At 66.3% G+C, this 25967-nt stretch carries 26 protein-coding genes; 16 read left to right on the top strand and 10 right to left on the bottom strand.

Translation table 11 applies throughout. The features are described 5' to 3' along the window. The first annotated feature begins 324 nt into the window (after positions 1-324). Entirely contained in the window at positions 325-696 is a 372-nt protein-coding gene (locus tag AC1Q6V_RS07470) for a guanyl-specific ribonuclease (RefSeq protein ID WP_011616017.1), read from the top strand. Continuing rightward, the gene (locus AC1Q6V_RS07465; RefSeq protein WP_010813204.1) at positions 693-1310 is read left to right on the top strand and encodes a barstar family protein; all 618 of its coding nucleotides are present in this window, start codon (positions 693-695) and stop codon (positions 1308-1310) included. Before AC1Q6V_RS07470 ends, AC1Q6V_RS07465 begins: the two co-directional genes overlap by 4 nt. A gap of 83 nt (positions 1311-1393) precedes the next feature. Here AC1Q6V_RS07465 and AC1Q6V_RS07460 read toward each other — a convergent pair whose 3' ends face one another. From AC1Q6V_RS07460 to AC1Q6V_RS07450, 3 genes are read right to left on the bottom strand one after another with little or no spacing between them, the layout of a single operon-like run. After that, positions 1394-2002: a YidB family protein gene (locus AC1Q6V_RS07460; RefSeq protein ID WP_010813205.1), complete on the bottom strand. Its 609-nt coding sequence runs from the start codon at positions 2000-2002 to the stop codon at positions 1394-1396. Positions 2003-2061: 59 nt separating this feature from the next. Beyond that, positions 2062-2814, bottom strand: coding sequence for a 16S rRNA (uracil(1498)-N(3))-methyltransferase (locus AC1Q6V_RS07455; RefSeq protein WP_058698820.1), 753 nt, complete (start codon positions 2812-2814; stop codon positions 2062-2064). Continuing rightward, positions 2814-3242 (bottom strand): VOC family protein, encoded by a 429-nt coding sequence (locus AC1Q6V_RS07450; protein ID WP_010813207.1) that lies wholly within the window; start codon positions 3240-3242, stop codon positions 2814-2816. Before AC1Q6V_RS07450 ends, AC1Q6V_RS07455 begins: the two co-directional genes overlap by 1 nt. 320 nt (positions 3243-3562) lie before the next feature. Between AC1Q6V_RS07450 and tkt the strand changes: the two genes are divergently transcribed. Together tkt and gap are read left to right on the top strand one after the other, a co-directional pair. Next, positions 3563-5596: a transketolase gene (gene tkt, locus AC1Q6V_RS07445; protein ID WP_011616013.1), complete on the top strand. Its 2034-nt coding sequence runs from the start codon at positions 3563-3565 to the stop codon at positions 5594-5596. Positions 5597-5680: 84 nt separating this feature from the next. Then, positions 5681-6679 (top strand): type I glyceraldehyde-3-phosphate dehydrogenase, encoded by a 999-nt coding sequence (gene gap / locus AC1Q6V_RS07440; RefSeq protein WP_010813209.1) that lies wholly within the window; start codon positions 5681-5683, stop codon positions 6677-6679. A gap of 69 nt (positions 6680-6748) precedes the next feature. Here gap and AC1Q6V_RS07435 read toward each other — a convergent pair whose 3' ends face one another. Beyond that, positions 6749-7360: a flavin reductase family protein gene (locus AC1Q6V_RS07435; RefSeq protein ID WP_037023508.1), complete on the bottom strand. Its 612-nt coding sequence runs from the start codon at positions 7358-7360 to the stop codon at positions 6749-6751. Positions 7361-7656: 296 nt separating this feature from the next. On the opposite strand from AC1Q6V_RS07435, the gene AC1Q6V_RS07430 reads away from it, so the two are divergent. Then, positions 7657-8652, top strand: a complete 996-nt coding sequence (locus AC1Q6V_RS07430) for a LysR family transcriptional regulator (protein ID WP_037023510.1) — start codon at positions 7657-7659, stop codon at positions 8650-8652. Positions 8653-8745: 93 nt separating this feature from the next. Here AC1Q6V_RS07430 and fur read toward each other — a convergent pair whose 3' ends face one another. Further along, positions 8746-9177 (bottom strand): ferric iron uptake transcriptional regulator, encoded by a 432-nt coding sequence (gene fur, locus AC1Q6V_RS07425; protein WP_010813212.1) that lies wholly within the window; start codon positions 9175-9177, stop codon positions 8746-8748. A 245-nt stretch (positions 9178-9422) separates the two neighbouring features. Here fur and AC1Q6V_RS07420 point away from each other — a divergent pair, with 245 nt between their 5' ends. The 9 genes from AC1Q6V_RS07420 (at position 9423) to AC1Q6V_RS07380 (ending at position 19186) form a co-directional block, all read left to right on the top strand. Next, on the top strand, positions 9423-10046 hold the full coding sequence (locus tag AC1Q6V_RS07420; RefSeq protein WP_454749660.1) for an outer membrane protein assembly factor BamE: 624 nt from the start codon (positions 9423-9425) through the stop codon (positions 10044-10046). A gap of 111 nt (positions 10047-10157) precedes the next feature. After that, complete coding sequence (gene dapB, locus AC1Q6V_RS07415; RefSeq protein WP_010813214.1) at positions 10158-10955, top strand: 4-hydroxy-tetrahydrodipicolinate reductase; 798 nt, start codon at positions 10158-10160, stop codon at positions 10953-10955. A gap of 182 nt (positions 10956-11137) precedes the next feature. After that, positions 11138-13759 carry a leucine--tRNA ligase gene (gene leuS / locus AC1Q6V_RS07410; RefSeq protein WP_010813215.1) on the top strand — a complete coding sequence of 874 codons (2622 nt, stop codon included), beginning with the start codon at positions 11138-11140 and terminating at the stop codon, positions 13757-13759. A gap of 34 nt (positions 13760-13793) precedes the next feature. Further along, positions 13794-14309, top strand: coding sequence for an LPS-assembly lipoprotein LptE (locus AC1Q6V_RS07405; RefSeq protein ID WP_010813216.1), 516 nt, complete (start codon positions 13794-13796; stop codon positions 14307-14309). Positions 14310-14316: 7 nt separating this feature from the next. After that, positions 14317-15375: a DNA polymerase III subunit delta gene (gene holA / locus AC1Q6V_RS07400; protein ID WP_454749659.1), complete on the top strand. Its 1059-nt coding sequence runs from the start codon at positions 14317-14319 to the stop codon at positions 15373-15375. Between the two features lie 88 nt (positions 15376-15463). Beyond that, complete coding sequence (locus AC1Q6V_RS07395; RefSeq protein WP_454749658.1) at positions 15464-16744, top strand: glutamate-5-semialdehyde dehydrogenase; 1281 nt, start codon at positions 15464-15466, stop codon at positions 16742-16744. 50 nt (positions 16745-16794) lie between these two features. Then, a complete protein-coding gene (locus AC1Q6V_RS07390) occupies positions 16795-17217 on the top strand; it encodes a CopD family protein (protein ID WP_010813219.1) in 423 nt (140 codons plus the stop codon). A gap of 45 nt (positions 17218-17262) precedes the next feature. After that, on the top strand, positions 17263-17868 hold the full coding sequence (locus AC1Q6V_RS07385) for a 2-hydroxychromene-2-carboxylate isomerase (protein ID WP_010813220.1): 606 nt from the start codon (positions 17263-17265) through the stop codon (positions 17866-17868). A 64-nt stretch (positions 17869-17932) separates the two neighbouring features. Continuing rightward, the gene (locus AC1Q6V_RS07380) at positions 17933-19186 is read left to right on the top strand and encodes a THUMP domain-containing class I SAM-dependent RNA methyltransferase (RefSeq protein WP_010813221.1); all 1254 of its coding nucleotides are present in this window, start codon (positions 17933-17935) and stop codon (positions 19184-19186) included. Between the two features lie 18 nt (positions 19187-19204). Here AC1Q6V_RS07380 and AC1Q6V_RS07375 read toward each other — a convergent pair whose 3' ends face one another. From AC1Q6V_RS07375 to AC1Q6V_RS07355, 5 genes are all read right to left on the bottom strand, one after another. Further along, a complete protein-coding gene (locus tag AC1Q6V_RS07375) occupies positions 19205-20251 on the bottom strand; it encodes a response regulator (RefSeq protein ID WP_010813222.1) in 1047 nt (348 codons plus the stop codon). Between the two features lie 196 nt (positions 20252-20447). Continuing rightward, positions 20448-21920: an NAD(P)(+) transhydrogenase (Re/Si-specific) subunit beta gene (locus AC1Q6V_RS07370; protein WP_010813223.1), complete on the bottom strand. Its 1473-nt coding sequence runs from the start codon at positions 21918-21920 to the stop codon at positions 20448-20450. After that, positions 21920-22261, bottom strand: a complete 342-nt coding sequence (locus AC1Q6V_RS07365; protein WP_010813224.1) for an NAD(P) transhydrogenase subunit alpha part 2 — start codon at positions 22259-22261, stop codon at positions 21920-21922. Before AC1Q6V_RS07365 ends, AC1Q6V_RS07370 begins: the two co-directional genes overlap by 1 nt. Before the next feature lie 242 nt (positions 22262-22503). Further along, positions 22504-22866: an aspartate 1-decarboxylase gene (gene panD / locus AC1Q6V_RS07360; RefSeq protein WP_010815077.1), complete on the bottom strand. Its 363-nt coding sequence runs from the start codon at positions 22864-22866 to the stop codon at positions 22504-22506. A 57-nt stretch (positions 22867-22923) separates the two neighbouring features. Then, complete coding sequence (locus AC1Q6V_RS07355) at positions 22924-24045, bottom strand: Re/Si-specific NAD(P)(+) transhydrogenase subunit alpha (RefSeq protein ID WP_439668244.1); 1122 nt, start codon at positions 24043-24045, stop codon at positions 22924-22926. Positions 24046-24332: 287 nt separating this feature from the next. Between AC1Q6V_RS07355 and AC1Q6V_RS07350 the strand changes: the two genes are divergently transcribed. Beyond that, on the top strand, positions 24333-24836 hold the full coding sequence (locus tag AC1Q6V_RS07350) for an NUDIX hydrolase (protein ID WP_037023515.1): 504 nt from the start codon (positions 24333-24335) through the stop codon (positions 24834-24836). Then, on the top strand, positions 24833-25918 hold the full coding sequence (gene mnmA / locus AC1Q6V_RS07345) for a tRNA 2-thiouridine(34) synthase MnmA (protein ID WP_010815074.1): 1086 nt from the start codon (positions 24833-24835) through the stop codon (positions 25916-25918). Before AC1Q6V_RS07350 ends, mnmA begins: the two co-directional genes overlap by 4 nt. Positions 25919-25967: the final 49 nt, after the last annotated feature.

Here is a 25967-nt window from a genome sequence, read left to right as displayed (position 1 = left end):
GGCTTTTTTTGCGTCCATATGTGCATGGTTAGTATGCGCACACATACGCTTAACATATTGAAACAATTGAAGAATTACCGCTGCCGCCGGGCCGGGATTGATTAATTGCGTGCATGCGCGTAACCTTACACCTTTGATACAGGCGCTCGCCATGAGCGCCCCGGTGCGGCCGGCATCCATCGCGCTCCTCTACGGGTGGCGCAGGGCGCTGGCCAGGGTGGCCCGGACAGATCGTCTACCCAACCAGCGGCAGGCTCGATTTCCGGTTCAACCAAGACAAGCAACGTGGGTTTCCAAGTTTCTCTGATGCGGCACGCATCGCGCATGCTGGCCCGGTCCATGACCGGCGCGGCGCTGGTGCTGGCCCTGGCGCAGCCGACGCTGGCGCGGCAGGTGCAGACCGAAGGGATGGGAACCATTGCAGTGCAGCAGTTGCCCAACGATGCACGGCAGACCCTGGAGCGCATCGAAGCCGGCGGCCCGTTCCTGTATGACAAGGACGGATCGAGATTCGGCAACTACGAACGCATCCTGCCTCAACGTGAACGCGGGTATTACCGCGAATACACGGTCAAGAGCGCCAGGAGCCGGAACCGGGGAGCCAAGCGGATCGTCTGCGGCGGAGAACAACGCGCTGCCAACGATTGTTACTACACGGAAGATCACTACAACAGCTTCAAACGGATACTCAAATGATGACTGACATTTTCGGATTGGGCGACGCCCTTGCCGCCCGCGAAGAGCGCGGCGCCGGAGATGGCTGGCAGCGGGCTCAGCAGCAGGCCCAGAACCTATACGACAACGTGCTGATGATGCCGAGCCAGGAGCTCATGCAAAAACTCCCGCCCGCGACCGCGCCCGTGGCCATGCCCGCCGGTCCCGGTTGGAACGACGGCACCAGCGAGGGGGCCATGAACCTGTTCAAGACGGTGCGTCCGAACATCGTCCAGTCGATCCGCGCCTTCCGCGTGCCTGAGCTGGCCCAGGCGGCCGCCGATCTCGGGCAGCATTTCCTCTATGCCAATTGCGCCCATTGCGCGAGCAAGGCTGAGGTCCTGGAAACCATCGCCACGTCGTTCACCTTCCCGAAGCACTTCGGCAAGAACTTCGACGCGCTGGCTGACTGCCTGACCGACATGATCTACAAGGCAGGCCCGCAGCCGGGCTTTGTGATCGTGCTGGAAGGCTTGCCGATCGCGCAGAAGTTCGACAAGGAAGGGCGCGAGGTGCTGCTCGACGTATTCCGCGACGCTGCCGAGTTCTGGGGCGAGCGCAAGGTGCAGTTCCGGGTGTTTTATTCGTTCGCCTGAGAGCACTGCCTGAGCCCTTGCAAGGCGAATCAAGCAAAAAGCCCGCAATTGCGGGCTTTTTGCTTTCCGGCGAGGTGCTGGTCCTATTCCTGCGCCGGCAGATGTCCATGCGGCGTGAGGCGGTCGATCAGTTCCGGCAATCCTTCGCTCAGTTGCGCGGCCACGTCATCCTGCGACATGCCGGTGGTCTGTGCCAGCGATTCGAGCGCGCCGGTGTCGCCCAGCGCGCTGCTCAGCGCCGACGGCGTGACCGGCTGGTTGGCGCCGCTGCCGATCCACGAGTTCACCTGTTCGCCCAGCCCGGCCTGCGCCAGGATCTGCTGCAGCGCGCCGATGCCGCCGGCGGCCGCGCCCAGTGCCTGGCTGTTGGCCGGGGCGCCACCCTGGCCGCCAAGCAGTCCGCCCAGCAGCGAGCCAAGGTCCAGGCCGCCGGTGGCGCCGCCGGGCGCTGCGCCGGCACCGCCGCCGCCGAGCATGCCGCCCAGCAGCCCGCCGAGGCTGCCCAGTCCGCCCAGGCCGTCATCGACAGGCGCCGCATCGCCTGCTTGTCCGCGGCTACGCATGGCCAGCGTTGCCAGCAGGCCAAGCGCCATCATCAGCTTGGGGTCGAGCCCTCCGGTACTGCCTGCCTCGCCACGCGCGCCGCCGAGTTGTCCGAGCACACCGCCCAGCACGCTATCGAGTAGTCCCATGGTCGACTCCTTTCAGTCAGGGTTGCAAGGTTGACGCGATGACCGGATGGCCGCCGCCGTCAGAATCCGCCAAGCAAGGCGTTAAGGGTTGCCAGGCATGCCAGCCCGGCGGTTTCAGTGCGCAGGATGCGGGGGCCGAGCGACACGCCGGTGAAACCCGCCTGTCTTGCCGCCTGCTCTTCGTCGGGCGCCAGGCCGCCTTCGGGGCCGATCAGCAGCGTAACGCCGCCGGCCAGCAAGCTTTCGCGCTGTTCGGCGATGAACGCTGGCAGCGAATGCGTGGCGCGCGGCGATACCAGCAGCCTGGCACCGCCAGCCGCGGACTGCGCCAGCCATGTCTCAAAGTTAGCGACCGGCGCAACCTCCGGCAAGCGATTGCGGCCGCATTGCTCGCAGGCGGCCTGCACCAGCGCCTGCCAGTGCGCGTGGCGCTTGTGCGCGCGCTCGCCCGACAGGCGCACCACCGAGCGGCTGGCCTGCAGCGGCTGGATTGCCGTGACGCCCAGTTCGACCGCCTTTTCGATCAGCCAGTCCATCTTGTCGCCGCCGGCCAGGCCCTGGGCCAGCGTGACACGGAAGGGCGGCTCGGCTTCGGCCGCGTCATGCGCGCCGATGCGCGCCAGCGCGTGGCGCTTGCCCAGCTCGACCAGCGTGGCCGCGTGGCTGCCGCCGCGGCCGTCGAACAGCGTCATGGCGTCGCCCGGCACCAGGCGCAGCACCTGCACGTGGCGCACCACCGGCTCAGGCAGCGGAAAATCGGATTCGGCGGCCAGGACGGTGTCCGTGCCGCCGACGAAGAAGCGTGGTGCCATCAGCTTGCCTGGCCTGCTGCCTGTTCCAGCGGCTTGCCGAAGCCCCAGCGGTAGCCGTCGGGATCTTCAACCATGCAGTAGCGGTCGCCCCAGAACTGGTCGGCCGGCGCCATCAGGCTGACCGCGCCGGCGTCGACCGCGCGCTGGTGCATGGCGTCGACATCGTCGCAATAGACATAGAAGGTCTGCGGGCACTCGACGCCCAGCGAGCGCGGCGTGCGCGCGGTGCTGCCCCAGGCGCCCTCGGGCGCGAACATCACCACCAGTTGGCCCTGGTAGTGCATCTCGGCGTGGGTCGGCACGCCGTTTTCGTCGACCACGTTGCCGGCGGTGAAGCCGAAGGCGCGGCTGTAGAAGTCCAGTGCGGCGCGCCCGTTGGCGACGGTCAGGTAGGGGGTGAGCCAGGGGGTGTTGGCCGGTCTGGTCATGATCGTCTCCTGAGTGCGGGAAACCCGGCGCGGCTGGCGTGCCGCGCGGTGCGAGAGTGCATCTTACGCGTGCCGCGCTACGCTGTCGAAGTGCGGCGCAGCGGTGAAGCTGGCGCTGTCGGGGTGAAGCATCAGGCATGTGAGGGGCCGGATAGTTCCGGTGCCGTGGGCGGGGCCGTGCCAGGCGGCCTGCGGTGATCGCGCGGACTGCGCCGCGGGGGCTGTCCGGGAGTCCGGAAAACCCCCTAGCTTCTGCTAAAATTGCGGTTTTCCTGCCGTCACCGTCAGGCTCACGCCCGCTCACGTCCAAGACCGCCCGCATGTCCGCCCTTGCCCATCCCGCCACAAGCCCTTTTGCTTCCCAGCCCGCCAAGCTGATGGCCGACGCCATCCGCGTGCTTGCCATGGACGCCGTCCAGCAGGCCAATTCCGGCCACCCCGGTGCACCGATGGGCATGGCAGACATCGCCGTGGCGCTGTGGGGCCGGCACCTGAAGCACAACCCGGGCAACCCCCAGTGGGCCGACCGCGACCGCTTCGTGCTGTCCAACGGCCACGGCTCGATGCTGATCTATTCGCTCTTGCACCTGACCGGCTATGAACTGCCGGTGGAAGAGCTGAAGAATTTCCGCCAGCTGCACAGCAAGACCGCCGGCCACCCGGAATACGGCATCACCCCGGGCGTGGAAACCACCACCGGCCCGCTCGGCCAGGGCATCACCAACGCAGTCGGCATGGCGCTGGCCGAACGCCTGCTGGGTGAAGAATTCAACCGCCCCGGCTACGACATCGTCAACCACCACACCTATGTGTTCCTGGGCGACGGCTGCCTGATGGAAGGCATCAGCCACGAGGCCTGCTCGCTGGCCGGCACGCTGAAGCTGAACAAGCTGATCGCACTGTGGGACGACAACGGCATCTCGATCGACGGCGACGTGGTGCACTGGTTCAATGACGATACCCCGAAGCGGTTCGAGGCCTACGGCTGGAACGTGATCCGCGGCATCGACGGCCATGACGTGACCGCCGTCGACATGGCGATCTCGCAGGCCAAGGCCAGCGACAAGCCGACCCTGATCTGCTGCCGCACCAAGATCGGCAAGGGCGCCCCGAACAAGGAAGGCGGCCACGACGTGCACGGCGCCCCGCTGGGCGGCGCCGAAGTGCTGGCCACGCGCGAGGCGCTGGGCTGGGCCCACGCTCCGTTCGAAGTGCCGGCCGAGGTTTACGACGCCTGGGACGCCAAGGCCAACGGCCAGGCGCTGGAGCGTGCCTGGAACGCGCTGTTCGATGCCTACGCCGAGCGCCACCCGTATGAGGCCGGAGAGTTCCGCCGCCGCATGAAGGGCGAACTGCCGGGTTCGTTCGACGCCGCAGTTGAGGCCTTTATCGCCAAGTGCGAGGAAAAGGCCGAGACCATCGCCACCCGCAAGGCCAGCCAGAACACCATCGAGGCCTTCGGCCCGGTGCTGCCCGAGTTCCTCGGCGGTTCGGCTGACCTGACCGGCTCGAACCTGACCAACTGGTCGGGCAGCCAGGCCGTGCGCGTGGATGCCTGGGGCAACCATATCAACTACGGCGTGCGCGAGTTCGGCATGAGCGCCGTCATGAACGGCATCACGCTGCACGGCGGCTACATCCCCTACGGCGCCACCTTCCTGACCTTCTCGGACTACAGCCGCAATGCGCTGCGCATGGCGGCGCTGATGAAGATCCGCTCGCTGTTCGTGTTCACCCATGACTCGATCGGCCTGGGCGAAGACGGCCCGACCCACCAGTCGATCGAGCACGTTGCCAGCCTGCGCCTGATCCCGAACATGGATGTCTGGCGCACCGCCGACACCACCGAGACCGCCGTGGCCTGGGCCGAGGCGATCCGCCGCGAGAACGGCCCGAGCTGCCTGATCTTCAGCCGCCAGAACCTGCCGTTCCAGCGCCGCGACGACGTCACGCGCGCCAATATCGCGCGCGGCGGCTACGTGCTGCGCGACAGCGTGAACCCGAAGACCAACCGTCCGGACGCCGTGATTCTGGCTACCGGCTCGGAAGTCGGCCTGGCCGTCGGCGCCGCCGATGCACTGGCCGCCGAAGGCGTGCACGTGCGCGTGGTGTCGATTCCCGCGACCACCGTGTTCGACAAGCAGGACACCGCCTACAAGGCCAGCGTGCTGCCGGCCGGCGTGCCGCGCGTGGCGGTCGAGGCGGGCGTGACGGACTTCTGGTGGAAGTACCAGGTCCAGGCGGTGGTGGGCATTGACACCTTCGGTGAGTCGGCCCCGGCCGGCGTGCTGTTCAAGCACTTCGGCTTTACCGTCGACAACGTTGTCCGAACGGTAAAGGACACCCTTATCTAAGCATCCGGGCGCTGGAGCCGCGTGGTGCGCCGCGCGGCCCGTGCGGCGCCCACCGGTTTCAATCGATCCTCAGGAGAGACAGTCATGACCATCAAGATCGGCATCAACGGCTTCGGCCGCATCGGACGCATGGTGTTCCGCGCCGCAGTCGCCAACTTCAAGGACATCGAAGTCGTTGGCATCAACGACCTGCTGGAGCCCGACTACCTGGCATACATGCTGAAGTACGACTCGGTGCATGGCCGCTTCGACGGCGAAGTGTCGGTCGACGGCAACACCCTGGTCGTCAACGGCAAGAAGATTCGCCTGACCGCGGTCAAGGATCCGGCCGAACTGAAGTGGGGCGAGATCGGCGCCGATGTGGTGGTCGAATCGACCGGCATCTTCCTGACCAAGGAAGGCGCGCAGAAGCACCTCGACGCGGGCGCCAAGAAGGTGATCATGTCGGCCCCGTCCAAGGACGACACCCCGATGTTCGTGTACGGCGTGAACCACGAGTCGTACAAGGGCGAGGCGATCATCTCCAACGCCAGCTGCACCACCAACTGCCTGGCACCGGTGGCCAAGGTGCTGAACGACAAGTGGGGCATCAAGCGCGGCCTGATGACCACCGTGCACGCTGCCACCGCCACCCAGAAGACCGTTGACGGCCCGTCCAACAAGGACTGGCGCGGCGGCCGCGGCATCCTGGAAAACATCATCCCGTCGTCGACCGGCGCCGCCAAGGCCGTAGGCGTGGTGATTCCGCAGCTGAACAAGAAGCTGACCGGCATGTCGTTCCGCGTGCCGACCTCGGACGTGTCCGTGGTCGACCTGACCGTCGAGCTGGAAAAGTCGGCGACGTACGAAGAAATCTGCGCCGAGATGAAGGCCCAGAGCCAGGGCGCGCTCAAGGGTGTGCTGGGCTACACCGAAGACAAGGTCGTCGCCACCGACTTCCGCGGCGATGCCCGCACCTCGATCTTCGACGCCGAAGCCGGCATCGCGCTGGACGGCACCTTTATCAAGGTCGTGAGCTGGTACGACAACGAGTGGGGCTACTCGAACAAGGTGCTGGAAATGGTCCGCGTCGCGGCCAAGTAATCCGGCAGCTTCCGCAGTAAAGGAAAACGCGCCTTCGGGCGCGTTTCTCATTTTCCGGCGCTGTGATATTCAGCCAGCCGGGCGGGGCGCCAGTGGGCGCGCGTCGATTGCGTCGCCGTCCACCAGGAAATGGCCGCCAGCCACATGGTGGATGGTGCGCAGCGCATCATGGCCGTCGAAATGCCAGCGCCCGTTGCTGAACACGCGCGAGTCCGCATGAGCGGCCACGACTTCGCCAAGGAACAGGTCGTAGGTCTGCTGCGTGGCCGGCTCCGGCAGCAGCCGGCATTCCAGCCAGGCCGCGCAGCCCTCCAGCAGCGGCGCGCTCACCGCCGTGCCGGCAAAGGTGCCAAGGCCGTAGGCGTCGAACTTGTCGGTGCCTTCCTGCTCCATCAGCGCCAGGCCCGAGCTGGAGCCCAGTGCCTCGGTCAGGTCGACCTGGCTGACGGTGGGGACCTGCAACACGAACTCGCCGCTGTCTTCCAGCAGGTGCCGGGTCCAGGTGCTCTTGTCCAGCACCACTGCCACCTTGGGCGGGGCGAAGTCGAGCGGCATGGCCCAGGCGGCGGCCATGATATTGCGCTTGCCGCCGGCGGCGGCGCTGACCAGCACAGTGGGGCCGTGGTTCAGCAAGCGGTAGGCTTTCGGGAGTGATACGGGCAGGCGGAAATGTTCAGGCATGATGGCCGGGATCGAGCCGTCAGAAAAGAATGATAAAAATGGGAACGGCGGACCCACTATACCCGGATGTACGAGTGCATGTTGCGGCGCGGGAAATGTTCACATATGCGGTCAATTGTGGAAAAAGAGCGCAATTTTTCAGAAATATGGCGTAGACGGCCATTTCAGAAATGCCGAATTTGCTTTCCGAGCTTGTTTTTTCCTCTTACACTATTAAGACGCCGTTGAAATCTGATGTGCAGCCAGTGCAAGTGGTGGGGCCATCTAGCTAAGAATAATCTGACCGAGGCCTGATCATGGTGAACGTAGACACGAAGCTTTTAGTGATCTTCACCGAACTACTGAGCAAGCGAAACGCCACTTATGTAGCGGAAAAGATGCATATGACCGCACCGGCCGTATCACACTCGCTGGGCAGGCTGCGTGAAATCTTTGACGATCCGCTCTTCATCCGCGTCCCGCATGGCCTGACGCCAACGCCGCGTGCGCTGGAACTGGGCCCGAAGATCCGCGACATGCTGGACTTGTGGTCGTCGATCAACGAGGGCGATGCCGACAATTTTGATCCGGCCATTGCCACCGGCACGCTGAGCATCGGCTTCGCTGCTGAACTGGGCGACACGGTATTCAACCGTTTTGTGCTGCGTATCAAGCAGCTGGCGCCGGACCTGCATATCAAGCTGGTCGAATCCCATTCGTGGGAAACGGACGTCGCCTCGATGCGCGCCAATGAACTTGACCTGGCCTTTTCGCCGTTCCCGACACGCCACCCGGAAATCGTCGAGGAAATGGTGACGTCGCTGAACCTGTGGGTTTGCGCGCGCAAGAGCCATCCGGTGCTCAAGAACCACTGCTCGCTGGAGCAATACCTGGATTGCGGCCATATCTTCATGGCGCATTCCGGCGGCTCCGGCCGCCCGGCGCCGTCGCTGATTCCGCTCGACTACGCGCTGCAGCAGCGCGGGCTCAAGCGCAATGCGACGCTGACGGTACATTCATGGCGTGCCCAGGCCGAACTGGCCTCGCAGACCGACATGATTTTCACCGTCAATGCGCTGACCAAGGACATGGCCTGCGAGACCTATGGCCTGAAGGCCTTCCCGCTGCCGTCGGAACTGAACACCACGCTCGGCCTGAACATGTTCTGGCACCGCAGCCGCAACACCCATCCGATGCTGGTGTGGGCGCGCAACCTGTTCCGCCAGGTGGTGGGCGAGTTTGTCGGACTGCCGCCGGCACGCCCGGCACGGGTGGTCACCGAACAGGACCTGCAAGACCTGCAGGCACCCTGAGCAGCATCCTGCGGCGAGCAGCCCAAACAAAAAACCGGCGCCAGGCGCCGCTTTTTTGTTGCCCGTCTGCGCTCCGCGGTGGAGCGTGCAGGCTTATCGTTTGGGTCTGTGGGGACAGTCTGTTTTGGTGCAATTGCCGTACAGCGACAGTGCATGTTCCTGCAGCGTAAAGCCGCGCTCGCGCGCGATGCTTTGCTGGCGGTGCTCGATTTCAGAGTCGAAGAACTCCTCGACGCGGCCGCAGTCGAGGCACACCAGGTGGTCATGGTGCTTGCCTTCGTTGAGTTCGAAAATCGCCTTGCCGGATTCAAAGTTGTTGCGCGAGAGCAGGCCCGCCTGCTCGAACTGGGTCAGCACGCGGTAGACGGTGGCCAGGCCGATGTCCATATGCTCGTTCAGCAGGATACGGTAGACGTCTTCCGCGCTCAGGTGCCGCTGCTCACTGGTCTGAAAAATTTCAAGAATCTTCAGCCTGGGCACGGTCGCCTTCAGGCCGATGTTCTTGAGGTCCGCCGGACTCGGCATGTGGGTGACTCCCTAGAGTACAATGACTGGATAGTTGAATCATAAGGGTTTTGGCAGCAAAAGTCGCTCGCGGTAGTGATGTCCCAGGTCGACGTCACGCGCCCGGCACGGTTGCCGTCCCATGTGGTTGTCGCGGCAGGCGCAACAGGCGTGTGTGGTGCAATCGGCGCATATTGCGCCGTTTTTGTGCCCGCTTTGCGGTACCGTGCCGCGGTACTTTTCTTTCCCTCCCGGAAGCGAGATACATGCGTTCTATCCGTTCGTCCGCCATGCGCCCGACGCTGGTTGTCTCCCTGCTGGCCGCGGCCCTGCTGGCCGGCGCCTGCTCAGCCTACGATTCCACCTCGCGCAAGGTAGCCAACGCCATCACGCCGTACCGGATCAACATCGTGCAGGGCAATTTCGTCTCGCGCGAGGCCGTATCGCAACTGCGCGAAGGCATGACGCGCGACCAGGTCAAGTTCCTGCTCGGCACGCCGCTGCTGAATGACGTGTTCCACGCCAACCGCTGGGACTATGTGTTCTCGTTCCGCCGCGGCAATACCCCGGTGGTGCAGCAGCGCCGCTTCACGGTGTTTTTCGAAGGCGACCGGCTGGTCAAGTTCAGTGGCGATGAACTGCCGTCCGAGTATGAGCTGATTGCCGAGATCGACGGCATGAAAAAGGCGCTGAAGGACCAGACGCCGGGCAAGATCTCCACCGGCGCGACAGCCGCCGCGGCCGCCCCGGCCGAAGCGCAGACCACGGTGGAGAACTTTGTGCCGCGGCAGGCGCAGCAGCCGGAGGCGGCACCCGCCCCTGCGGCATCGCCGGCCGCTCCCGCCGAGGCAGCGGCGCCGGCCCAGGCCCCCAAACCGGCCGCCAACTGATCGGCCGCACGGCGCGCCGGCAGCGGCGCGCCACCAGTTTTCCGGGCCGGTCAGGCATGGCCGGCTCGATCACTTTCCGCGCATTGCGCATATTCCGCTGAGCCAGACACCATGAACATCGCCATTGCAGGCGCATCGGGCCGCATGGGCCGCATGCTGATCGAACAAGTGCTGAACACCGAGGGCGTGAGCCTCGCGGGCGCGCTCGACGTGCCGGGCTCGCCGGCGCTGGGACAGGATGCGGGCCTGCTGCTGGGCCGGCAGACCGGTGTGGCGATCAGTTCCGATGTGGAAGCGGTGCTGGCCGGCGCGGACTGCCTGATCGATTTCACCCGTCCCGAAGGCACGCTGGCCCACGTGGCCGCGGCGAAGAAGCTGGGCGTGAAGATGGTGATCGGCACCACTGGCTTCGACGAGGCCGGCAAGGCCGCGTTGGCCGAGGCCGCCAGGTCGATCGGGATCGTCTTCGCCGCCAACTTCAGCGTCGGTGTCAACGCCACCTTCAAGCTGCTGGAAGTGGCCGCCAGGCTGCTGTCGACTGGCTATGATATCGAAGTGATCGAGGCGCATCACCGCTTTAAGGTCGATGCCCCGTCGGGCACCGCGCTGAAGATGGGTGAAGTGATTGCCGATGCGCTTGGCCGCGACCTCAAGACCTGTGCCGTCTATGCCCGCGAAGGCCACACCGGCGAGCGCGATCCCAACTCGATCGGTTTTGCCACCGTGCGCGGCGGCGATATCGTCGGCGACCACACCGTGATGTTCGCCGGCATCGGCGAGCGCATCGAGATCAGCCACAAGTCTTCCAGCCGCCAGTCGTATGCCGACGGTGCCGTGCGCGCCGCCCGTTTCCTCGCCGACAAGCCCAACGGCCTGTTCGACATGCAGGACGTGCTGGGCCTGAAGTAAGGCGCCGCGGGGCGCGCAGGGCCGAAACTGGCCTGCCGCCACGGTTATAATCGTCTTCTTTCGCATTGCACGCCCGGCGGGCGCCGCGCAAGCGGCGCGCCCGCTGCTCTCATTCCAACGATTCCCCCGGATGCCGGCAGGCCAGTTGCCGCGCAAACGTTGTCCTGACTGCTGTCCCGACCATGCAAGACAAATACCTTCCTTCCGCCGTTGAACAAGCCGCCCAGCAGCACTGGCAAGCCATCGACGCCTATCGCGTGTCGGAGCATGCGGCCGGGGCCGACGGCAAGGAAAAGCCCAAGTTCTACGCCTGCTCGATGCTGCCGTATCCGTCGGGCAAGCTGCACATGGGCCACGTGCGCAACTACACCATCAACGACGTGATGGCGCGCTACCTGCGCATGAACGGCAACAACGTGCTGATGCCGATGGGCTGGGACGCCTTCGGCATGCCGGCCGAGAACGCCGCGCTGAACAACGGCGTGGCGCCGGCGGCCTGGACCTACGACAACATCGCTTACATGAAGAAGCAGATGCAGTCGATGGGCCTGGCGATCGACTGGTCGCGCGAGGTCGCCACCTGCAGCCCGGACTACTACCGCTGGAACCAGTGGCTGTTCCTGAAGATGCTGGAAAAGGGCATCGCCTACCGCAAGACCGGCACTGTCAACTGGGATCCGGTCGACCAGACCGTGCTGGCCAACGAGCAGGTCATCGACGGCCGCGGCTGGCGCTCCGGCGCGGTGGTGGAAAAGCGCGAGATCCCGATGTACTACCTGCGCATCACCGAGTATGCGGAGGAACTGCTGGGCGACCTGGACCAGCTGGGCTGGCCCGAGCGCGTCAAGGTGATGCAGCAGAACTGGATCGGCAAGAGCGTGGGCGTGCGCTTTGCGTTCCCGCACGACATCCCCGGCGAGGACGGCAAGCCGATCAATGACGGCAAGCTGTACGTGTTCACCACGCGCGCCGACACCATCATGGGCGTGACCTTCTGCGCGGTCGCCGCCGAGCACCCGCTGGCCACCCATGCCGCGCTGAACAACCCCGAACTGGCTGCCTTTATCGACGAATGCAAGCACGGCTCGGTCATGGAAGCCGACATGGCGACCATGGAGAAGAAGGGCATGCCGACCGGCCTGCAAGTGGTGCACCCGCTGACCGGCGAGAAGGTCGACGTGTGGGTCGGCAACTACGTGCTGATGAGCTACGGCGACGGCGCCGTGATGGGCGTGCCCGCGCACGACGAGCGCGACTTCGCCTTCGCGCTCAAGTACAAGCTGCCGATCAGGCAAGTCATTGACGTGAAGGGCCAGCCGTACTCGACCGAAGCCTGGCAGGAATGGTACGGCGACAAGGAGCAGGGCACCTGCATCCACAGCGGCAAGTACGATGGCCTCGGCTACCAGGCCGCGGTCGAAGCCATTGCCGCCGACCTGGGCGCCAAGGGCCTGGGTGAGAAGAAGGTGACCTGGCGCCTGCGCGACTGGGGCATCTCGCGCCAGCGCTACTGGGGCACGCCGATCCCGCTGATCCACTGCGACAGCTGCGGCGTGGTGCCGGTCCCTGAGAAAGACCTGCCGGTGGTGCTGCCCGAAGACCTGGTGCCGGACGGCACCGGCAACCCGCTGGCCAAGGATGCGCGCTTCCTGCAGTGCACCTGCCCGTCGTGCGGCAAGCCGGCGCGCCGCGAGACCGACACGATGGATACCTTCATCGACTCGTGCTGGTACTACATGCGCTATACCTGCCCGGATGCGGCCACCATGGTCGATGCGCGCAACGATTACTGGATGCCGATGGACCAGTACATCGGCGGCATCGAGCACGCGATCCTGCACCTGCTGTACGCACGCTTCTGGACCAAGGTCATGCGCGACCTGGGCCTGGTCAAGTTCGACGAGCCCTTCACCAACCTGCTGACGCAGGGCATGGTGCTCAACGAGACCTACTACCGTGAAGACGCGTCGGGCAAGAAGCACTGGTACAACCCGGCCGAGGTCGACCTGCGCACCGACGAGCGCGGCCGCCCGGTAGGCGCCACGCTGATCGCCGACGGCCAGCCGGTGGTGATCGGCGGCGTCGAGAAGATGTCGAAGTCCAAGAACAACGGCATCGATCCGCAGGCGCTGATCGACCAGTACGGCGCCGACACCGCGCGCCTGTTCGTGATGTTCGCCGCGCCGCCGGAGCAGCAGCTTGAGTGGAGCGGCTCGGGCGTCGAGGGCGCCTCGCGCTTCCTGCGCCGCGTGTGGAACTACGGCTATGCCAATGCCGCGGCCATCCGCGACGGCGCCGGCGGCAAGCCGACTGCCGATGACGCCGACCTGCGCCGCGAGATCCACGGCGTGCTCAAGCAGGCCAACTACGACTACCAGCGCATCCAGTACAACACCGTGGTGTCCGCCACGATGAAGATGCTGAACGCGCTGGACGACGCCAAGACCGCTTCGCCGGCCGCGCGCCGCGAGTGCTTCGGCATCCTGCTGCGCGTGCTGTACCCGGTGGTGCCGCACGTCACCCACGGCCTGTGGGACCAGCTGGGCTACGCCGCCGAAGCCGGCGACCTGCTCGACGCGCCGTGGCCGCAGGTCGATGAAGCCGCGCTGGTGCGCAGCGAGATCGAACTGGTGCTGCAGATCAACGGCAAGGTGCGCGGCAGCATCACCGTGCCCGCCGAAGCCGACCGCGCCGCGATCGAGGCAACCGCCGCCGCCAGCGAGACCGTGGCCAAGTTTGCCGAGGGCAAGGCGCCGAAGAAGATCGTGGTGGTACCCGGCCGCCTGGTCAACGTGGTGTTGTAAGCTGGCCCCGGAACCTGACAAGGAATCGCCAAGAATGAAGCGACTGAACATGGGGCGCCGCAAGGTGCTCGCGGCAATGCTGGCAGTGCCGGCAACGGGCCTGCTGGCCGGTTGCGGCTTCCACATGCGCGGCAACGCGGATTTCGCCTTCAAGCGGCTCTATATCGGGATTCCGGCCAATTCGCTGATGGGCGCGGACCTGCGCCGCGCCATCCGCGGCGGTTCCGACACCCAGGTGGTGGCCGACCAGAAAGAGGCCGACGCCCTGCTGGACGTGCTGCAGGACACCCGCACCAAGTCGATCCTGTCGATCACGACCGAGGGCGTGGTGCGTGAATACCGCCTGACGCAGCGTTTCACCTTCCGCCTGCGCGACCCCGCCGGCAATGAACTGATCGCGCCGTCGCAGCTGGTGCTGACCCGCGACCTGACCTACAACGAAGCCAACACGCTGGCCAAGGACTACGAAGAGCAGCAGCTGTACCGCGACATGCAGCGCGATATCGTGCAGCAGCTGATGCGCCGGCTGGCCGCCGTCAAGGCCATCTGATCACGGCATGCAGCTCAAGCTCGACGGGCTCGACGCGCACCTGAGGCAGGCCAAGGCCAAGGGCCTGGCACCGCTGTACGTGGTACATGGCGACGAACACCTGCTGGTGCTGGAAGCCGTCGACCGCCTGCGCGCCGCGGCGCGCGAAGCCGGCTTCTCCGAGCGCGACGTGCTGGTGGCCGAGCGCGGCTTCCACTGGGGCCAGCTGGTCGAGGCGCAGCAGTCGATGTCGCTCTTTGGCGACCGCAAGATCGTTGAACTCCGCATCCCGTCGGGCAAGCCCGGCAAGGACGGCGGCGAGGCGCTGCGCGCTGTGGCCGCCCAGCCGTCGCCCGACGTGGTGCTGCTGGTGACGCTGCCGCGGCTGGATTTTGCCGCGTCCAAGTCGGCCTGGTTCCAGGCGCTGGAAAGCGCCGGCGTGTCGATCAAGGTCGACACCGTGGACCGCACCCGGCTGCCGGCCTGGGTCGGCGAGCGGCTGTCGCTGCAGCAGCAACGCGTCGAAGGCGGCGAGCCGGGCCGGCGTGCGCTGCAGTTCATCGCCGACAAGGTCGAGGGCAACCTGCTGGCGGCGCACCAGGAAATCCAGAAGCTGGGGCTGCTGTACCCGCCCGGCGAGCTCACCTTCGACCAGGTGCACGATGCGGTGCTGAATGTGGCCCGCTATGACGTGTTCAAGCTGTCTGAGTCGATGCTCTCCGGCGACGTGCCGCGGCTGGTGCGCATGCTCGAAGGGCTGCGCGGCGAGGGCGAGGCCACGGTGCTGGTGCTGTGGGCGCTGACCGAGGAAATTCGCGTATTATCCAAGGTCCGGCAAGGGCTGGCGGCCGGCAAGCCGGCGGGTGTGCTGATGCGCGAGCTGCGCGTCTGGGGCCCGCGCGAGCGGCTGGTGCCGCAGGCCGCGCAGCGCCTGGCGCAGCCAAGGCTGGAAGCGGCGCTGGCGCTGGCGGCGCGGCTGGACCGCCAGGTCAAGGGCCTGTCGGACCTGCCGCCACCGGGCGGCAGCCCGCTGCCGGCGGAACCATGGGACGGGCTGCAGCAGCTTGCCCTGATGATCGCGCGCTGAACGCGCAACTCCACAGGTTTGCTTCCCCCGCCGCGTGCGGCGGGGGGACGGAAAACACACTGACGGCCACCACCCCAGGGCCACTGACATGAACGAGCTCGACCTCAACCAATACATGGACCGCGTCGGCCGCCAGGCCCGCGCCGCGTCGCGCGCCATGGCGCGTGCCTCCACGGCCGACAAGAACCGCGCGCTGCTGACCATCGCCGCGGCCATCCGCCGCGATGCCGACAAGCTCAAGGCGGTCAACGCGCGTGACGTTGAACGCGCCCGCGCCAACGGCCAGGACGCCGCCTTCATCGACCGCCTGACGCTGTCGGACAAGGCCATCGCCACCATGGCCGCGGGCCTGGAGCAGATCGCCGCGCTGGCCGACCCGATCGGCGAGATCTCGAACATGAAGTTCCGCCCGACCGGCATCCAGGTCGGCCAGATGCGCGTGCCGCTGGGCGTGATCGGCATCATCTACGAGTCGCGCCCGAACGTGACCATCGACGCCGCGGCGCTGTGCCTGAAGTCGGGCAACGCCACCATCCTGCGCGGCGGCTCCGAAGCAATCGAATCCAACACCGCGCTGGCGGCGCTGGTGGCCGAGGGCCTGTCCGCGGCCGGCCTGCCGTCCGAGGCGGTGCAGGTGATCGAGACCACTGACCGCGCTGCCGTGGGCCGGCTGATCACCATGACCGAATACGTCGACGTGATCGTGCCGCGCGGCGGCAAGAGCCTGATCGCGCGGCTGATGGAAGAAGCGCGCGTGCCGATGATCAAGCACCTGGACGGCATCTGCCACGTCTATATCGACGCCGATGCCGACCTGGACAAGGCCGTGCGCGTCTGCGACAACGCCAAGACGCAGCGCTATGCGCCGTGCAACACCATGGAGACGCTGCTGGTGTCGCAGGACATCGCCGCCGCCGCGCTGCCGCCGCTGTGCCGCATCTACCAGGAGAAGGGCGTCGAGCTGCGCGTGTGTCCGGCCACCCGCGCCACGCTGGAAGCCGCCGGCTTTACCGGCCTGGTCGATGCCGCCGAGGAAGACTGGCGCCTGGAATACCTGGCGCCGATCCTCGCCATCAAGACCGTGGCCGGACTCGACGACGCCATCGCCCATATCAACGAATACGGTTCGCACCATACCGATTCGATCATCACCGAGAACTACTCGGCGGGCATGCGCTTTATCCGCGAGGTCGATTCGGCCAGCGTGATGATCAATGCCTCGACCCGCTTTGCCGATGGCTTCGAGTATGGCCTGGGCGCGGAGATCGGCATCTCCAACGACAAGCTGCATGCACGCGGCCCGGTCGGGCTGGAAGGGCTGACCTCGCTGAAGTACGTGGTATTCGGGCACGGCGAGATCCGCACCTGACGCTCGCGCGCCAACAACAATAACAATCGTTCTCGAACGTCTCTCTGCCGATGCTCTGGGTCAAAGCGCTGCATATCGTCTTCGTGGTCTCGTGGTTCGCCGGCCTGTTCTACCTGCCGCGCATCTTCGTCAACCTGGCGCTGGAAACCGACGCCGCCAGCACGCAGCGCCTGTTGCTGATGGCGCGCAAGCTGTTCCGCTTTATGACCATGCTGGCGGTGCCGGCGGTGGTGTTCGGTCTGTGGCTGTACCTGGGCTACGGCATCGGCCGCGGCGCGGGGCAGGGCTGGATGCACGCCAAGCTGGCGCTGGTGCTGGTGCTGATCGGCTACCACCATGGCTGCGGCGTGTTGCTGCGCAAGTTCGAGGCGGGGCGCAATACGCGCTCGCACAAGTTTTATCGCTGGTTCAATGAGCTGCCGGTGCTGGTGCTGCTGGCGGTGGTGATCCTGGTGGTCGTCAAGCCGTTCTGAGCCTGGCGCCCGGTCTGTTGTTGCCAATCCTGTAGCGGAACCGAAATGAGCAAGCTGGTTGACTATTACCTGACGCCGCAGTCGCCGTACGTCTACCTGGGCCATGCGCGCTTTGCCGCCATCGCCGAGCGCCATGGCGCGCAGGTGAACCTGAAGCCGTGCGACCTGGGCAAGGTGTTTTCCGTCTCCGGCGGGCTGCCGCTGTCGCAGCGCCCGCCCCAGCGCCAGGCCTACCGCCTGGTGGAGCTGGCGCGCTGGAGCGACTTCCTGGGCCTGCCGCTGCATCTGCAGCCGACGTTCTTCCCGGTATCGGGCGACGCGGCCAGCAAGCTGATCATCGCGGCGCAGCTGGCGCACGGCACCGCCCGCGCGATGCAGCTGACCGGCGCCATCGGCGCGGCAGTGTGGGCGCAGCAGCGCAATATCGCCGATGCCGCCACGCTGGCGCAGATTGCCGACGAGGCCGGCCTGGACGGCGCCAGCCTGCTCAGGGCCAGCGAGGCGCAGTCGGTGCAGGCCGCCTATGCGCAGAACACCCAGGACGCGATTTCGGCCGGCGTGTTCGGCGCGCCGTGGTACGTCCATGACGGCCAGCCCTTCTGGGGCCAGGACCGGCTGGATTTCCTCGAGCGCGCCCTGGCGGCGGCTTGAGCTAAGCTTCGGATAGATCCCCGTCCGCTACGGCGGACGTTTTTGTTTGCAGGAAACCCAACACATGACCCAAGCCTTCTTTGCCCCTTGCCCGCGCGGCCTGGAGAGCGCGCTCGCCGAAGAACTGCGCGAGATCGCCGCGATGCCGGGCATGGCCGCGTTGGCGCCGTTCACGGTGCACCAGGAGGTGCCGGGCGGCGTCAATTTCTCGGGCGAGATGGCCGCCGCCTATGCGGTCAACCTGCATTCGCGCATTGCCAGCCGGGTGCTGATGCGCGTGGCCGCGCGCGGCTACCGGCATGAAGACGACATCTATACGCTGGCACGCGGCGTGCGCTGGGAGCAGTGGTTTTCGCCCGATGAATCGCTGCGCGTGGACATCACCTCGCACAAGTCGCCGCTGCGCAGCCTGAATTTCACCGCGCTGCGGGTCAAGGACGGGGTCTGCGATGCCCTGCGCGAGCGGGTGGGCGCGCGCCCGAGCGTCGATACCGCCAGCCCGGATGTGCGCATCTATGCCCACCTGACCGAGCGTGACTGCACGCTGTACCTCGACACCACCGGCGAGCCCCTGTTCAAGCGCGGCTGGCGCACCGAGAAGGGCGAGGCGCCGCTGAAGGAAAACCTGGCCGCCGGCATCCTGCGCCTGGCGGGCTGGGTGCCGGGCCAGACCTTCCGGCCCTTCTACGACCCGATGTGCGGCAGCGGCACCTTCCTGATCGAGGCCGCGCAGGTGGCGCTGGGTATCGCGCCGGGCGGCAGCCGCAGCTTTGCCTTCGAATGGCTCAAGGGCATGGACACCAAGGCCTGGCAGAAGCTGAAGTCGGACGCGCAGCGCGCCCGCATGCTGGCCTCGGCCGATGAGCTGCAGGTGGTGGGTTCGGACATCTCCACCGACATGCTGGCGATCACGCGCGCCAACTGGGAGCGTGCCGGCCTGCCGGGCGAGGCGCGCACCAAGCAGGTGGATGCGCGCTTCGTGCAGCCGCCTTTTGATGAGCCGGGTTTGCTGTTGATGAATCCCCCGTACGGCGAGCGCATCGCGGTGCGCGGCCAGCGCCGCCTGCCAGAGGAAGAGATGCCGCGCGACGAGGTGGAGGAGGCCGCCGCCAACCAGTTCGCCAGTGCCTTCGCCACCACGCTCAAGCAGCATTTCGCGGGCTGGCAGGCGTGGGTGTTTACCGGCGACATGGGCTTCCCGCGCCGGCTGCGGCTCAAGGAGTCGCGCCGCACGCCGCTCTACAACGGCAATATCGAATGCCGGCTGTTCCGCTTTGACATGGTGCGCGGCGCCAACCGGGCGCCGCAGGCTGACTGACGGCGCCGGGCCGCCGGGTCAGGGGCGCTTGCGCCCCGTCAGTGCGTCGGGATTGCGGCTGAAGTCCGCCAGGAAGCCCTGCAGGCTGACCACCGGCTCCTGCAGCAGGTGGCGCGGCAGGTCGAACAGCGCGTAAATGAATTCTTCATTGCCTTCGCAGCGCTCGGCCGGCAGGCAGTATTGTTCCCAGTCCACGCACGCCGGCGTGTACATGCCGTTGCCGGGCCAGAAGAACGGCACCAGCCGGCCTTCGCGCAGGCCTTCGATCAGTGCCGCCGGGGCGTCGTAGGCCTCGGCCGATTCCACCTGGCTCATCAGCCCGGCGCGGGTCTCGATCACCATCAGCGTGGCGTGGCCCTGCGCGGTCAGCAGCAGGATGCCGGCCGGGTTGGGGTACAGGTAGTACTCGACAAAGCCATAGCGCGCGATCAGCTGGCGCACGCGCTCGGTGATGGCCGGATCGGACAGGAACGAAAAGGAATGCCGCGTCAGCAGCTCGCGCAGCGTGCGCGACAGCGTGGCGAAGTACGCCTGCTGCATGGCCTCGATTTCCTGGTCCAGCCGCTCGACCATATTGCTTTCATGCTTCTTCACGTAGCGGTCGATCAGCCCGTGGTTGAAGCCCTGCACGGCGATGCTCTCGTCGGCGGTGCCGGTCAGCAGGATGGTCTTGCAGGGCAGGTCCTGCAGCGCCTGGCAGAATTCCAGCCCGTCCATCTGCGGCATCGAATAGTCGACCACCACCACGCCCGGCTGCAGGAAGCGCTTGAAATCGTGGATCTGGCGGTAGATGCGGTCGATGTCGAGCTGCACGGTGCGCCGCTCGGTCAGGAAGGTGAGGTCGTCGTGCGTCACGCGCACCGGCAGGAAGCCCGGGAAGCGGGTGGCATAGGCCTCGCGGATCCATTGCAGCGCTTCACGCGGGTCGGTGAAGGTGATCACCGCGCGCGAGGCATCCATCTGGAACGCCAGGCTGTCGATGAACGACTTGCTGTCATCGACCAGGACGGTCAGGACCGGGTGATGGAAGACCGACAGGTTCCTGTCGTGCGGGTTGAAGGTCATGGAGCGGCGGGCAGGGGTTCGGCGCAGTGGTTCGGCACGGGCGTGGCGCAAGCGGCAAGCCAGTGTGCGCATTCGCAGGCCAGTATAGCGCGCCACGGCTGCCTTGCAAGGCACGCCTTGCAGCCAGGGCCGGCGGCGGGAGGCGCCCGCGGCAGGGCCGGGATGGCCCGGGCCTGCGCGCGGCGCGCGGACGGCCTTAGTCGACCGCCTTGAACATATCCTCGACCACCTTCTTGGCGTCGCCGAACACCATCATGGTCTTGTCCATGTAGAACAGCTCGTTGTCCAGCCCGGCGTAGCCGGCGGCCATGGAGCGCTTGTTGACGATGATGGTCTTGGCCTTGTAGGCCTCCAGGATCGGCATGCCGGCAATCGGCGACTGGGGGTCGTTCTTGGCCGCCGGGTTGACCACGTCGTTGGCGCCCAGCACCAGCACCACGTCGGCCTGGCCGAACTCGCTGTTGATGTCTTCCATCTCGAAGACCTGGTCGTACGGCACCTCGGCCTCGGCCAGCAGCACGTTCATATGGCCCGGCATGCGGCCTGCCACCGGGTGGATCGCGTACTTCACGGTCACGCCCTTTTCGGCCAGCTTCTCGGTCAGTTCCTTGAGCGCGTGTTGGGCGCGCGCCACGGCCAGGCCATAGCCCGGCACGATGATCACGGTCTCGGCGTTGCCCATCAGGAACGCGGCATCGTCGGCGGAACCCGACTTGACCGGGCGCTGCTGCTGGTCGCCGGTTGCCGCCGCCGCGGTCGCGCCGCCGAAACCGCCCAGCAGCACGTTGAAGAACGACCGGTTCATCGCCTTGCACATGATGTACGACAGGATCGCACCGGAGGAGCCCACCAGCGAGCCCGCGATGATCAGCATCGGGTTGTTCAGCGAGAAGCCGATGCCCGCCGCTGCCCAGCCCGAGTACGAGTTCAGCATCGACACCACCACCGGCATGTCGGCGCCGCCGATCGGGATGATGATCAGCACGCCCAGCACGAAGGCGATCGCCAGCATGATCAGGAACGGCAGCCAGTCCTGCGACAGGAAGAAGATGACGCCGAAGCCCACCATTGCCACCGCCAGCAGCAGGTTCAGCCAGTGCTGGCCGGCAAACACCACCGGCGCGCCCTGGAACAGGCGGAACTTGTAGCGCCCGGCCAGCTTGCCGAAGGCGATCACCGAGCCGGAGAACGTAATCGCGCCGACGAAGCAGCCGATGAAGAGCTCGATGCGGTTGCCCAGCGGGATCAGGTGCGAGCCTGCCGGGCTGATGCCGAACGCCGCCGGCTCGGCCACCGCCGCCACGGCGATGAAGACCGCGGCCAGGCCGATCAGCGAGTGCATCGCCGCGACCAGCTCGGGCATCTTGGTCATCTGCACCTTCTTCGCCACGTAGGCGCCGATGCCGCCGCCGACCACGAGCGCGGCGAAGATCAGCGCCAGGCCCGTGCCCACCGACGACTGGGCCGTGCCCGCCGCGAGGAATTCATTCTTCAGCTTGATGATCAGGACCAGCGTGGTCACCACGGCAATGGCCATGCCGATCATGCCGAAGGCATTGCCCTTGCGCGCCGAGGCCGGGTGCGACAGGCCCTTGAGCGCCTGGATAAAGCAGACCGAGGCCACCAGGTAGAGCAGGGTGACAAGGTTCATGCTGACAAGACCGGTCATCACGCACCCTCCCTGGCCAGCGCCGGCTTGGACTCAGGCGCCTTGGCCTTCGGTTCCTTCTTCTTGAACATCTCCAGCATGCGCTGGGTGACCAGGAAGCCGCCGAACACATTGACCGCGGCCAACGCCACCGCCAGCGTGCCCATCACGCGCCCGACCCCGCCTTCGGTCAGGCCCGCGGCGAGCATGGCGCCGACGATGATGATCGCCGAGATCGCATTGGTCACCGCCATCAGGGGCGTATGCAGGGCTGGCGTTACCGTCCAGACCACGTGGTAACCCACGTAGATCGCCAGCACGAAGATGATCAGGTTGATCACCGTGTGGTTCACCATCTCCATCGACTTCTCCTCCGTTGCTTTGAATCCGGGATGCGGCGTTTTACTGAATTCTTATTGCTGCATTGCGGTCAGGGCACGTCAAGGTCCAGTGGCTCAGATCGACCCATTGCGTGCCCCCTCTCCCGCTTGCGGGAGACGGTTGGGGAGAGGGCAGGCTTGCCCACGAAGTCAGGCCGGCGGTATGCCAGCGCCTGCCCTCTCCCCCTGCCCCTCTCCCGCAGGCGGGAGAGGGGAGCAAACCCTCAGAACTTCTTGATTTCCTTGATGCCGTTCTTCTCGTTCACCAGGATGACCTTGGGCTTGTAGGCGGCGATTTCCTCGTCGCTCATCGGCGCGTAGGTGCAGATGATCAGCTGGTCGCCCAGGTGCGCGCGGCGGGCCGCGGCGCCGTTCAGCGAGATCTCGCCGCTGCCGCGCTCGCCCTTGATGATGTAGGTGGAGAAGCGCTCGCCGTTGTTCACGTTGTACAGCTCGATCTTCTCGAACTCCTTCATGTCGGCAGCGTCCAGCAGGTCCTGGTCGATGCCGCACGAACCCTCGTAGTTGAGGTCCGCCTGCGTCACGGTGACGCGGTGGAGCTTGGCGCGGAGCATGATGCGTTGCATGGGTGATACGTCCTTATATTTGATGCAAAAGCAGTGGGCGCATGGCGCCCGTGGAAATTACGCCGCCTCGCGCACGACCTTGCCGTCCCTGCACATCAGGCAGGCCGCGACGATGTCGTCTTCAAGGTTCAGCGTGAACTGGCCGTCCTTGTCGACGACCAGCTTGAGGAAGTCCAGCACGTTGCGGGCATAGAGCGCCGAGGCGTCGGCCGCGACCATGCTGGCCAGGTTGGTGTGGCCGATGATGATGACGCCGTTGTGGTTGACCACTTCGTCGGCCACCGTCAGCGGGCAGTTGCCGCCCTGTGCCGCGGCCAGGTCCACCACCACCGAGCCGGGTTTCATCTGCGCCACGGTGGCTTCCTGCAGCAGCACCGGTGCCTTGCGGCCCGGGATCAGTGCGGTGGTGATGACGATGTCGGCCTGGACCGCGCGCTGGTGCACCAGCTCGGCCTGGCGCTTCATCCAGTCCGGCGGCATCGGGCGGGCATAGCCGCCCACGCCCTGGGCGATCTCGCGCTCTTCATCGGTGAGGAAGGGCACGTCGAGGAACTTGGCGCCGAGCGATTCGATCTGCTCCTTGACCGCGGGGCGCACATCGGAGGCCTCGATCACCGCGCCCAGCCGCTTGGCCGTGGCGATGGCCTGCAGGCCGGCGACGCCCGCGCCCAGGATCAGCACGCGCGCGGCCTTGACGGTGCCGGCGGCGGTCATCAGCATCGGCATGAAGCGCTGGTAGTGGTGCGCGGCCACCAGCACGGCCTTGTAGCCGGCGATGTTGGCCTGCGACGACAGCACGTCCATGCTCTGCGCGCGCGTGGTGCGCGGCGCGGCTTCCAGGGCAAAGGCGGTGATGTTCGCGGCGGACATGCGCGCGTTGTTCTCGGCGTCGAAGGGATTGAGCATGCCGATCAGCACGGCGCCCGGCTTCATCTGCGCCAGTTCGGCGGCGTCCGGTGCGCGCACCTTGAGCACCAGCTGGGCGCCCAGAGCTTCGGCGGCGGTGCCGATGGTGGCGCCGACCGCCTCATACGCGCCGTCGGGCTGGCTGGCGCTTACGCCGGCGCCGGCCTGCACGACCACCTTGTGGCCCTGGGCGACGTACTTCTTGACTGTCTCCGGGGTGGCGGCGACGCGAGTCTCGCCGGCCCGCGTCTCCTGCGGGATGCCGATGTACATCGTCAATTTCTCCTTTAGCTGGCGTCTTGTGTGGTTGGGCGGACCGACGTCTGGCCCGTGCGCGCCGCAAGCTTAAGCCGCAGCGCAACAATTTTTTCGCAGCTTACAGGAATCTGACGTTCAATGGTGACCGGCCGGTCGGCTTTTGCGGCGACCGCCAAAGAGGGAGTTGCAGCCGCCATTCCAGCACCAGCCTGGCTTACCGGCCGGGGGCCATGGCGGGCCGGCGGCGCTGCACGATGGGCCCGCAACCGGTAGAATGCGGGATTGCCTAAAAATTGAGCATCATGTCAAGTGACTGGAATGCCAGCGTGACCGTTGCCGCCGTGATCGAGCGCGGCGGACGCTTCCTGCTGGTCGAAGAGGAAACCGCCGACGGGCTGCGCCTGAACCAGCCCGCCGGGCATCTGGACCCGGGCGAGAGCCTGATCCGCGCAGTGATCCGCGAAACCCTGGAAGAGACCGCACACACCTTTGAGCCGCGCGCGCTGCTGGGCTGCTACATGGGCCGTTCGCTGTCGTCGCGCACCGGCACCGATGTGACCTATGTGCGCTTTGCCTTTACCGGCGACCTGGGCTCGCTCGATGCGGGCCGCCAGCTCGACACCGGCATCGTGCGCACGGTCTGGATGAGCGCGGAAGAACTGCGCGCCTGCACGGAGCGTCACCGTACGCCGCTGGTGATGGCCTGTGTCAACGACTACCTGGCCGGCAAGCGCTTTGCGCTGGACGCCTTGTACACGCACCCGTCGGCGCTGGCCGCGGCCGTCCCGCTGGGAGCGCAGCCGTGAGTGGTGCCGGAAAACGTGTCGTGGTGGGCATGTCGGGCGGGGTCGATTCGTCGGTCACCGCGTGGCTGCTCAAGCAGCAGGGCTACGAGGTCATCGGCCTGTTCATGAAGAACTGGGAGGACGATGACGACAGCGAGTACTGCTCAACGCGCCAGGACTGGCTGGACGTGGTCTCGGTGGCCGACCTGATCGGCGTCGACGTGGAGGCGGTCAACTTTGCCGCCGAGTACAAGGACCGGGTCTTTGCCGACTTCCTGCGCGAATACTCCGCCGGGCGCACGCCCAACCCCGACGTGCTGTGCAATGCCGAGATCAAGTTCAAGGCCTTCCTCGACCATGCCATGTCGCTGGGCGCGGAAACCATCGCCACCGGCCACTATGCGCGTGTGCGGCAGAACGCGGCCGGCCGGTTCGAGCTGCTCAAGGCGCTCGACCATACCAAGGACCAGAGCTACTTCCTGCACCGGCTGAACCAGGCGCAGCTGTCGCGCACGCTGTTCCCGCTGGGCGAGATCCCCAAGACGCGCGTGCGCGAGATCGCCGCCGAGATCGGCCTGCCGAACGCGAAGAAGAAGGACTCCACCGGCATCTGCTTTATCGGCGAGCGTCCGTTCCGCGATTTCCTGAACCGCTACCTGCCGACCAAGCCGGGCCCGATGAAGACGCCCGAGGGCAAGGTCGTGGGCGAGCATATCGGCCTCGCCTTCTACACGCTGGGCCAGCGCAAGGGCATCGGCCTGGGCGGCAGCCGCGAGGGCAACGGCGACGCCTGGTATGTGGCGCGCAAGGATATGGCGAACAATACGCTTTACGTGGTGCAGGGCCACGACCACCCGTGGCTGCTGACGCCGGTGCTGACCGCGTCGGACCTGTCCTGGGTGGCCGGCGAGCCGCCCGCCGCGGGCGCGGCGATGGCGGCCAAGACGCGCTACCGCCAGAGCGATGCGGCCTGCACGGTGCAGGCGGTGGACGGCGACGCGCTGACGCTCCGGTTTGCCGAGGCGCAATGGGCGGTCACGCCCGGGCAGTCGGCGGTGCTGTATGACGGTGACATCTGCCTGGGCGGCGGCATCATCCAGTAAGCGCTGCCGCTGCACGAAAAAACACCCGCTCGAGGCGGGTGTTTTCTTG

The sequence above is a fragment of the Cupriavidus sp. GW823-FHT07B10 genome, from assembly GCF_058794355.1.
The sequence above is the reverse complement of the archived record's forward strand: the minus strand, read 5'-3'. Positions and strand labels throughout refer to the sequence as shown.

Coding starts and splice junctions, on each gene's coding strand:
- fur (WP_010813212.1), bottom strand. CDS start 9,177: ATGCCGAGTCCGGCGGACCTCAAGAACATCGGCCTGAAGGCGACCGTG.
- AC1Q6V_RS07470 (WP_011616017.1), top strand. CDS start 325: ATGCTGGCCCGGTCCATGACCGGCGCGGCGCTGGTGCTGGCCCTGGCG.
- leuS (WP_010813215.1), top strand. CDS start 11,138: ATGCAAGACAAATACCTTCCTTCCGCCGTTGAACAAGCCGCCCAGCAG.
- AC1Q6V_RS07435 (WP_037023508.1), bottom strand. CDS start 7,360: ATGCCTGAACATTTCCGCCTGCCCGTATCACTCCCGAAAGCCTACCGC.
- AC1Q6V_RS07460 (WP_010813205.1), bottom strand. CDS start 2,002: ATGGGACTACTCGATAGCGTGCTGGGCGGTGTGCTCGGACAACTCGGC.
- holA (WP_454749659.1), top strand. CDS start 14,317: ATGCAGCTCAAGCTCGACGGGCTCGACGCGCACCTGAGGCAGGCCAAG.
- AC1Q6V_RS07430 (WP_037023510.1), top strand. CDS start 7,657: ATGGTGAACGTAGACACGAAGCTTTTAGTGATCTTCACCGAACTACTG.
- tkt (WP_011616013.1), top strand. CDS start 3,563: ATGTCCGCCCTTGCCCATCCCGCCACAAGCCCTTTTGCTTCCCAGCCC.
- AC1Q6V_RS07395 (WP_454749658.1), top strand. CDS start 15,464: ATGAACGAGCTCGACCTCAACCAATACATGGACCGCGTCGGCCGCCAG.
- panD (WP_010815077.1), bottom strand. CDS start 22,866: ATGCAACGCATCATGCTCCGCGCCAAGCTCCACCGCGTCACCGTGACG.
- AC1Q6V_RS07375 (WP_010813222.1), bottom strand. CDS start 20,251: ATGACCTTCAACCCGCACGACAGGAACCTGTCGGTCTTCCATCACCCG.
- AC1Q6V_RS07465 (WP_010813204.1), top strand. CDS start 693: ATGATGACTGACATTTTCGGATTGGGCGACGCCCTTGCCGCCCGCGAA.
- AC1Q6V_RS07370 (WP_010813223.1), bottom strand. CDS start 21,920: ATGACCGGTCTTGTCAGCATGAACCTTGTCACCCTGCTCTACCTGGTG.
- dapB (WP_010813214.1), top strand. CDS start 10,158: ATGAACATCGCCATTGCAGGCGCATCGGGCCGCATGGGCCGCATGCTG.
- AC1Q6V_RS07450 (WP_010813207.1), bottom strand. CDS start 3,242: ATGACCAGACCGGCCAACACCCCCTGGCTCACCCCCTACCTGACCGTC.
- AC1Q6V_RS07350 (WP_037023515.1), top strand. CDS start 24,333: ATGTCAAGTGACTGGAATGCCAGCGTGACCGTTGCCGCCGTGATCGAG.
- AC1Q6V_RS07405 (WP_010813216.1), top strand. CDS start 13,794: ATGAAGCGACTGAACATGGGGCGCCGCAAGGTGCTCGCGGCAATGCTG.
- AC1Q6V_RS07455 (WP_058698820.1), bottom strand. CDS start 2,814: ATGGCACCACGCTTCTTCGTCGGCGGCACGGACACCGTCCTGGCCGCC.
- AC1Q6V_RS07365 (WP_010813224.1), bottom strand. CDS start 22,261: ATGGAGATGGTGAACCACACGGTGATCAACCTGATCATCTTCGTGCTG.
- AC1Q6V_RS07380 (WP_010813221.1), top strand. CDS start 17,933: ATGACCCAAGCCTTCTTTGCCCCTTGCCCGCGCGGCCTGGAGAGCGCG.
- gap (WP_010813209.1), top strand. CDS start 5,681: ATGACCATCAAGATCGGCATCAACGGCTTCGGCCGCATCGGACGCATG.
- AC1Q6V_RS07385 (WP_010813220.1), top strand. CDS start 17,263: ATGAGCAAGCTGGTTGACTATTACCTGACGCCGCAGTCGCCGTACGTC.
- AC1Q6V_RS07390 (WP_010813219.1), top strand. CDS start 16,795: ATGCTCTGGGTCAAAGCGCTGCATATCGTCTTCGTGGTCTCGTGGTTC.
- AC1Q6V_RS07420 (WP_454749660.1), top strand. CDS start 9,423: ATGCGTTCTATCCGTTCGTCCGCCATGCGCCCGACGCTGGTTGTCTCC.
- AC1Q6V_RS07355 (WP_439668244.1), bottom strand. CDS start 24,045: ATGTACATCGGCATCCCGCAGGAGACGCGGGCCGGCGAGACTCGCGTC.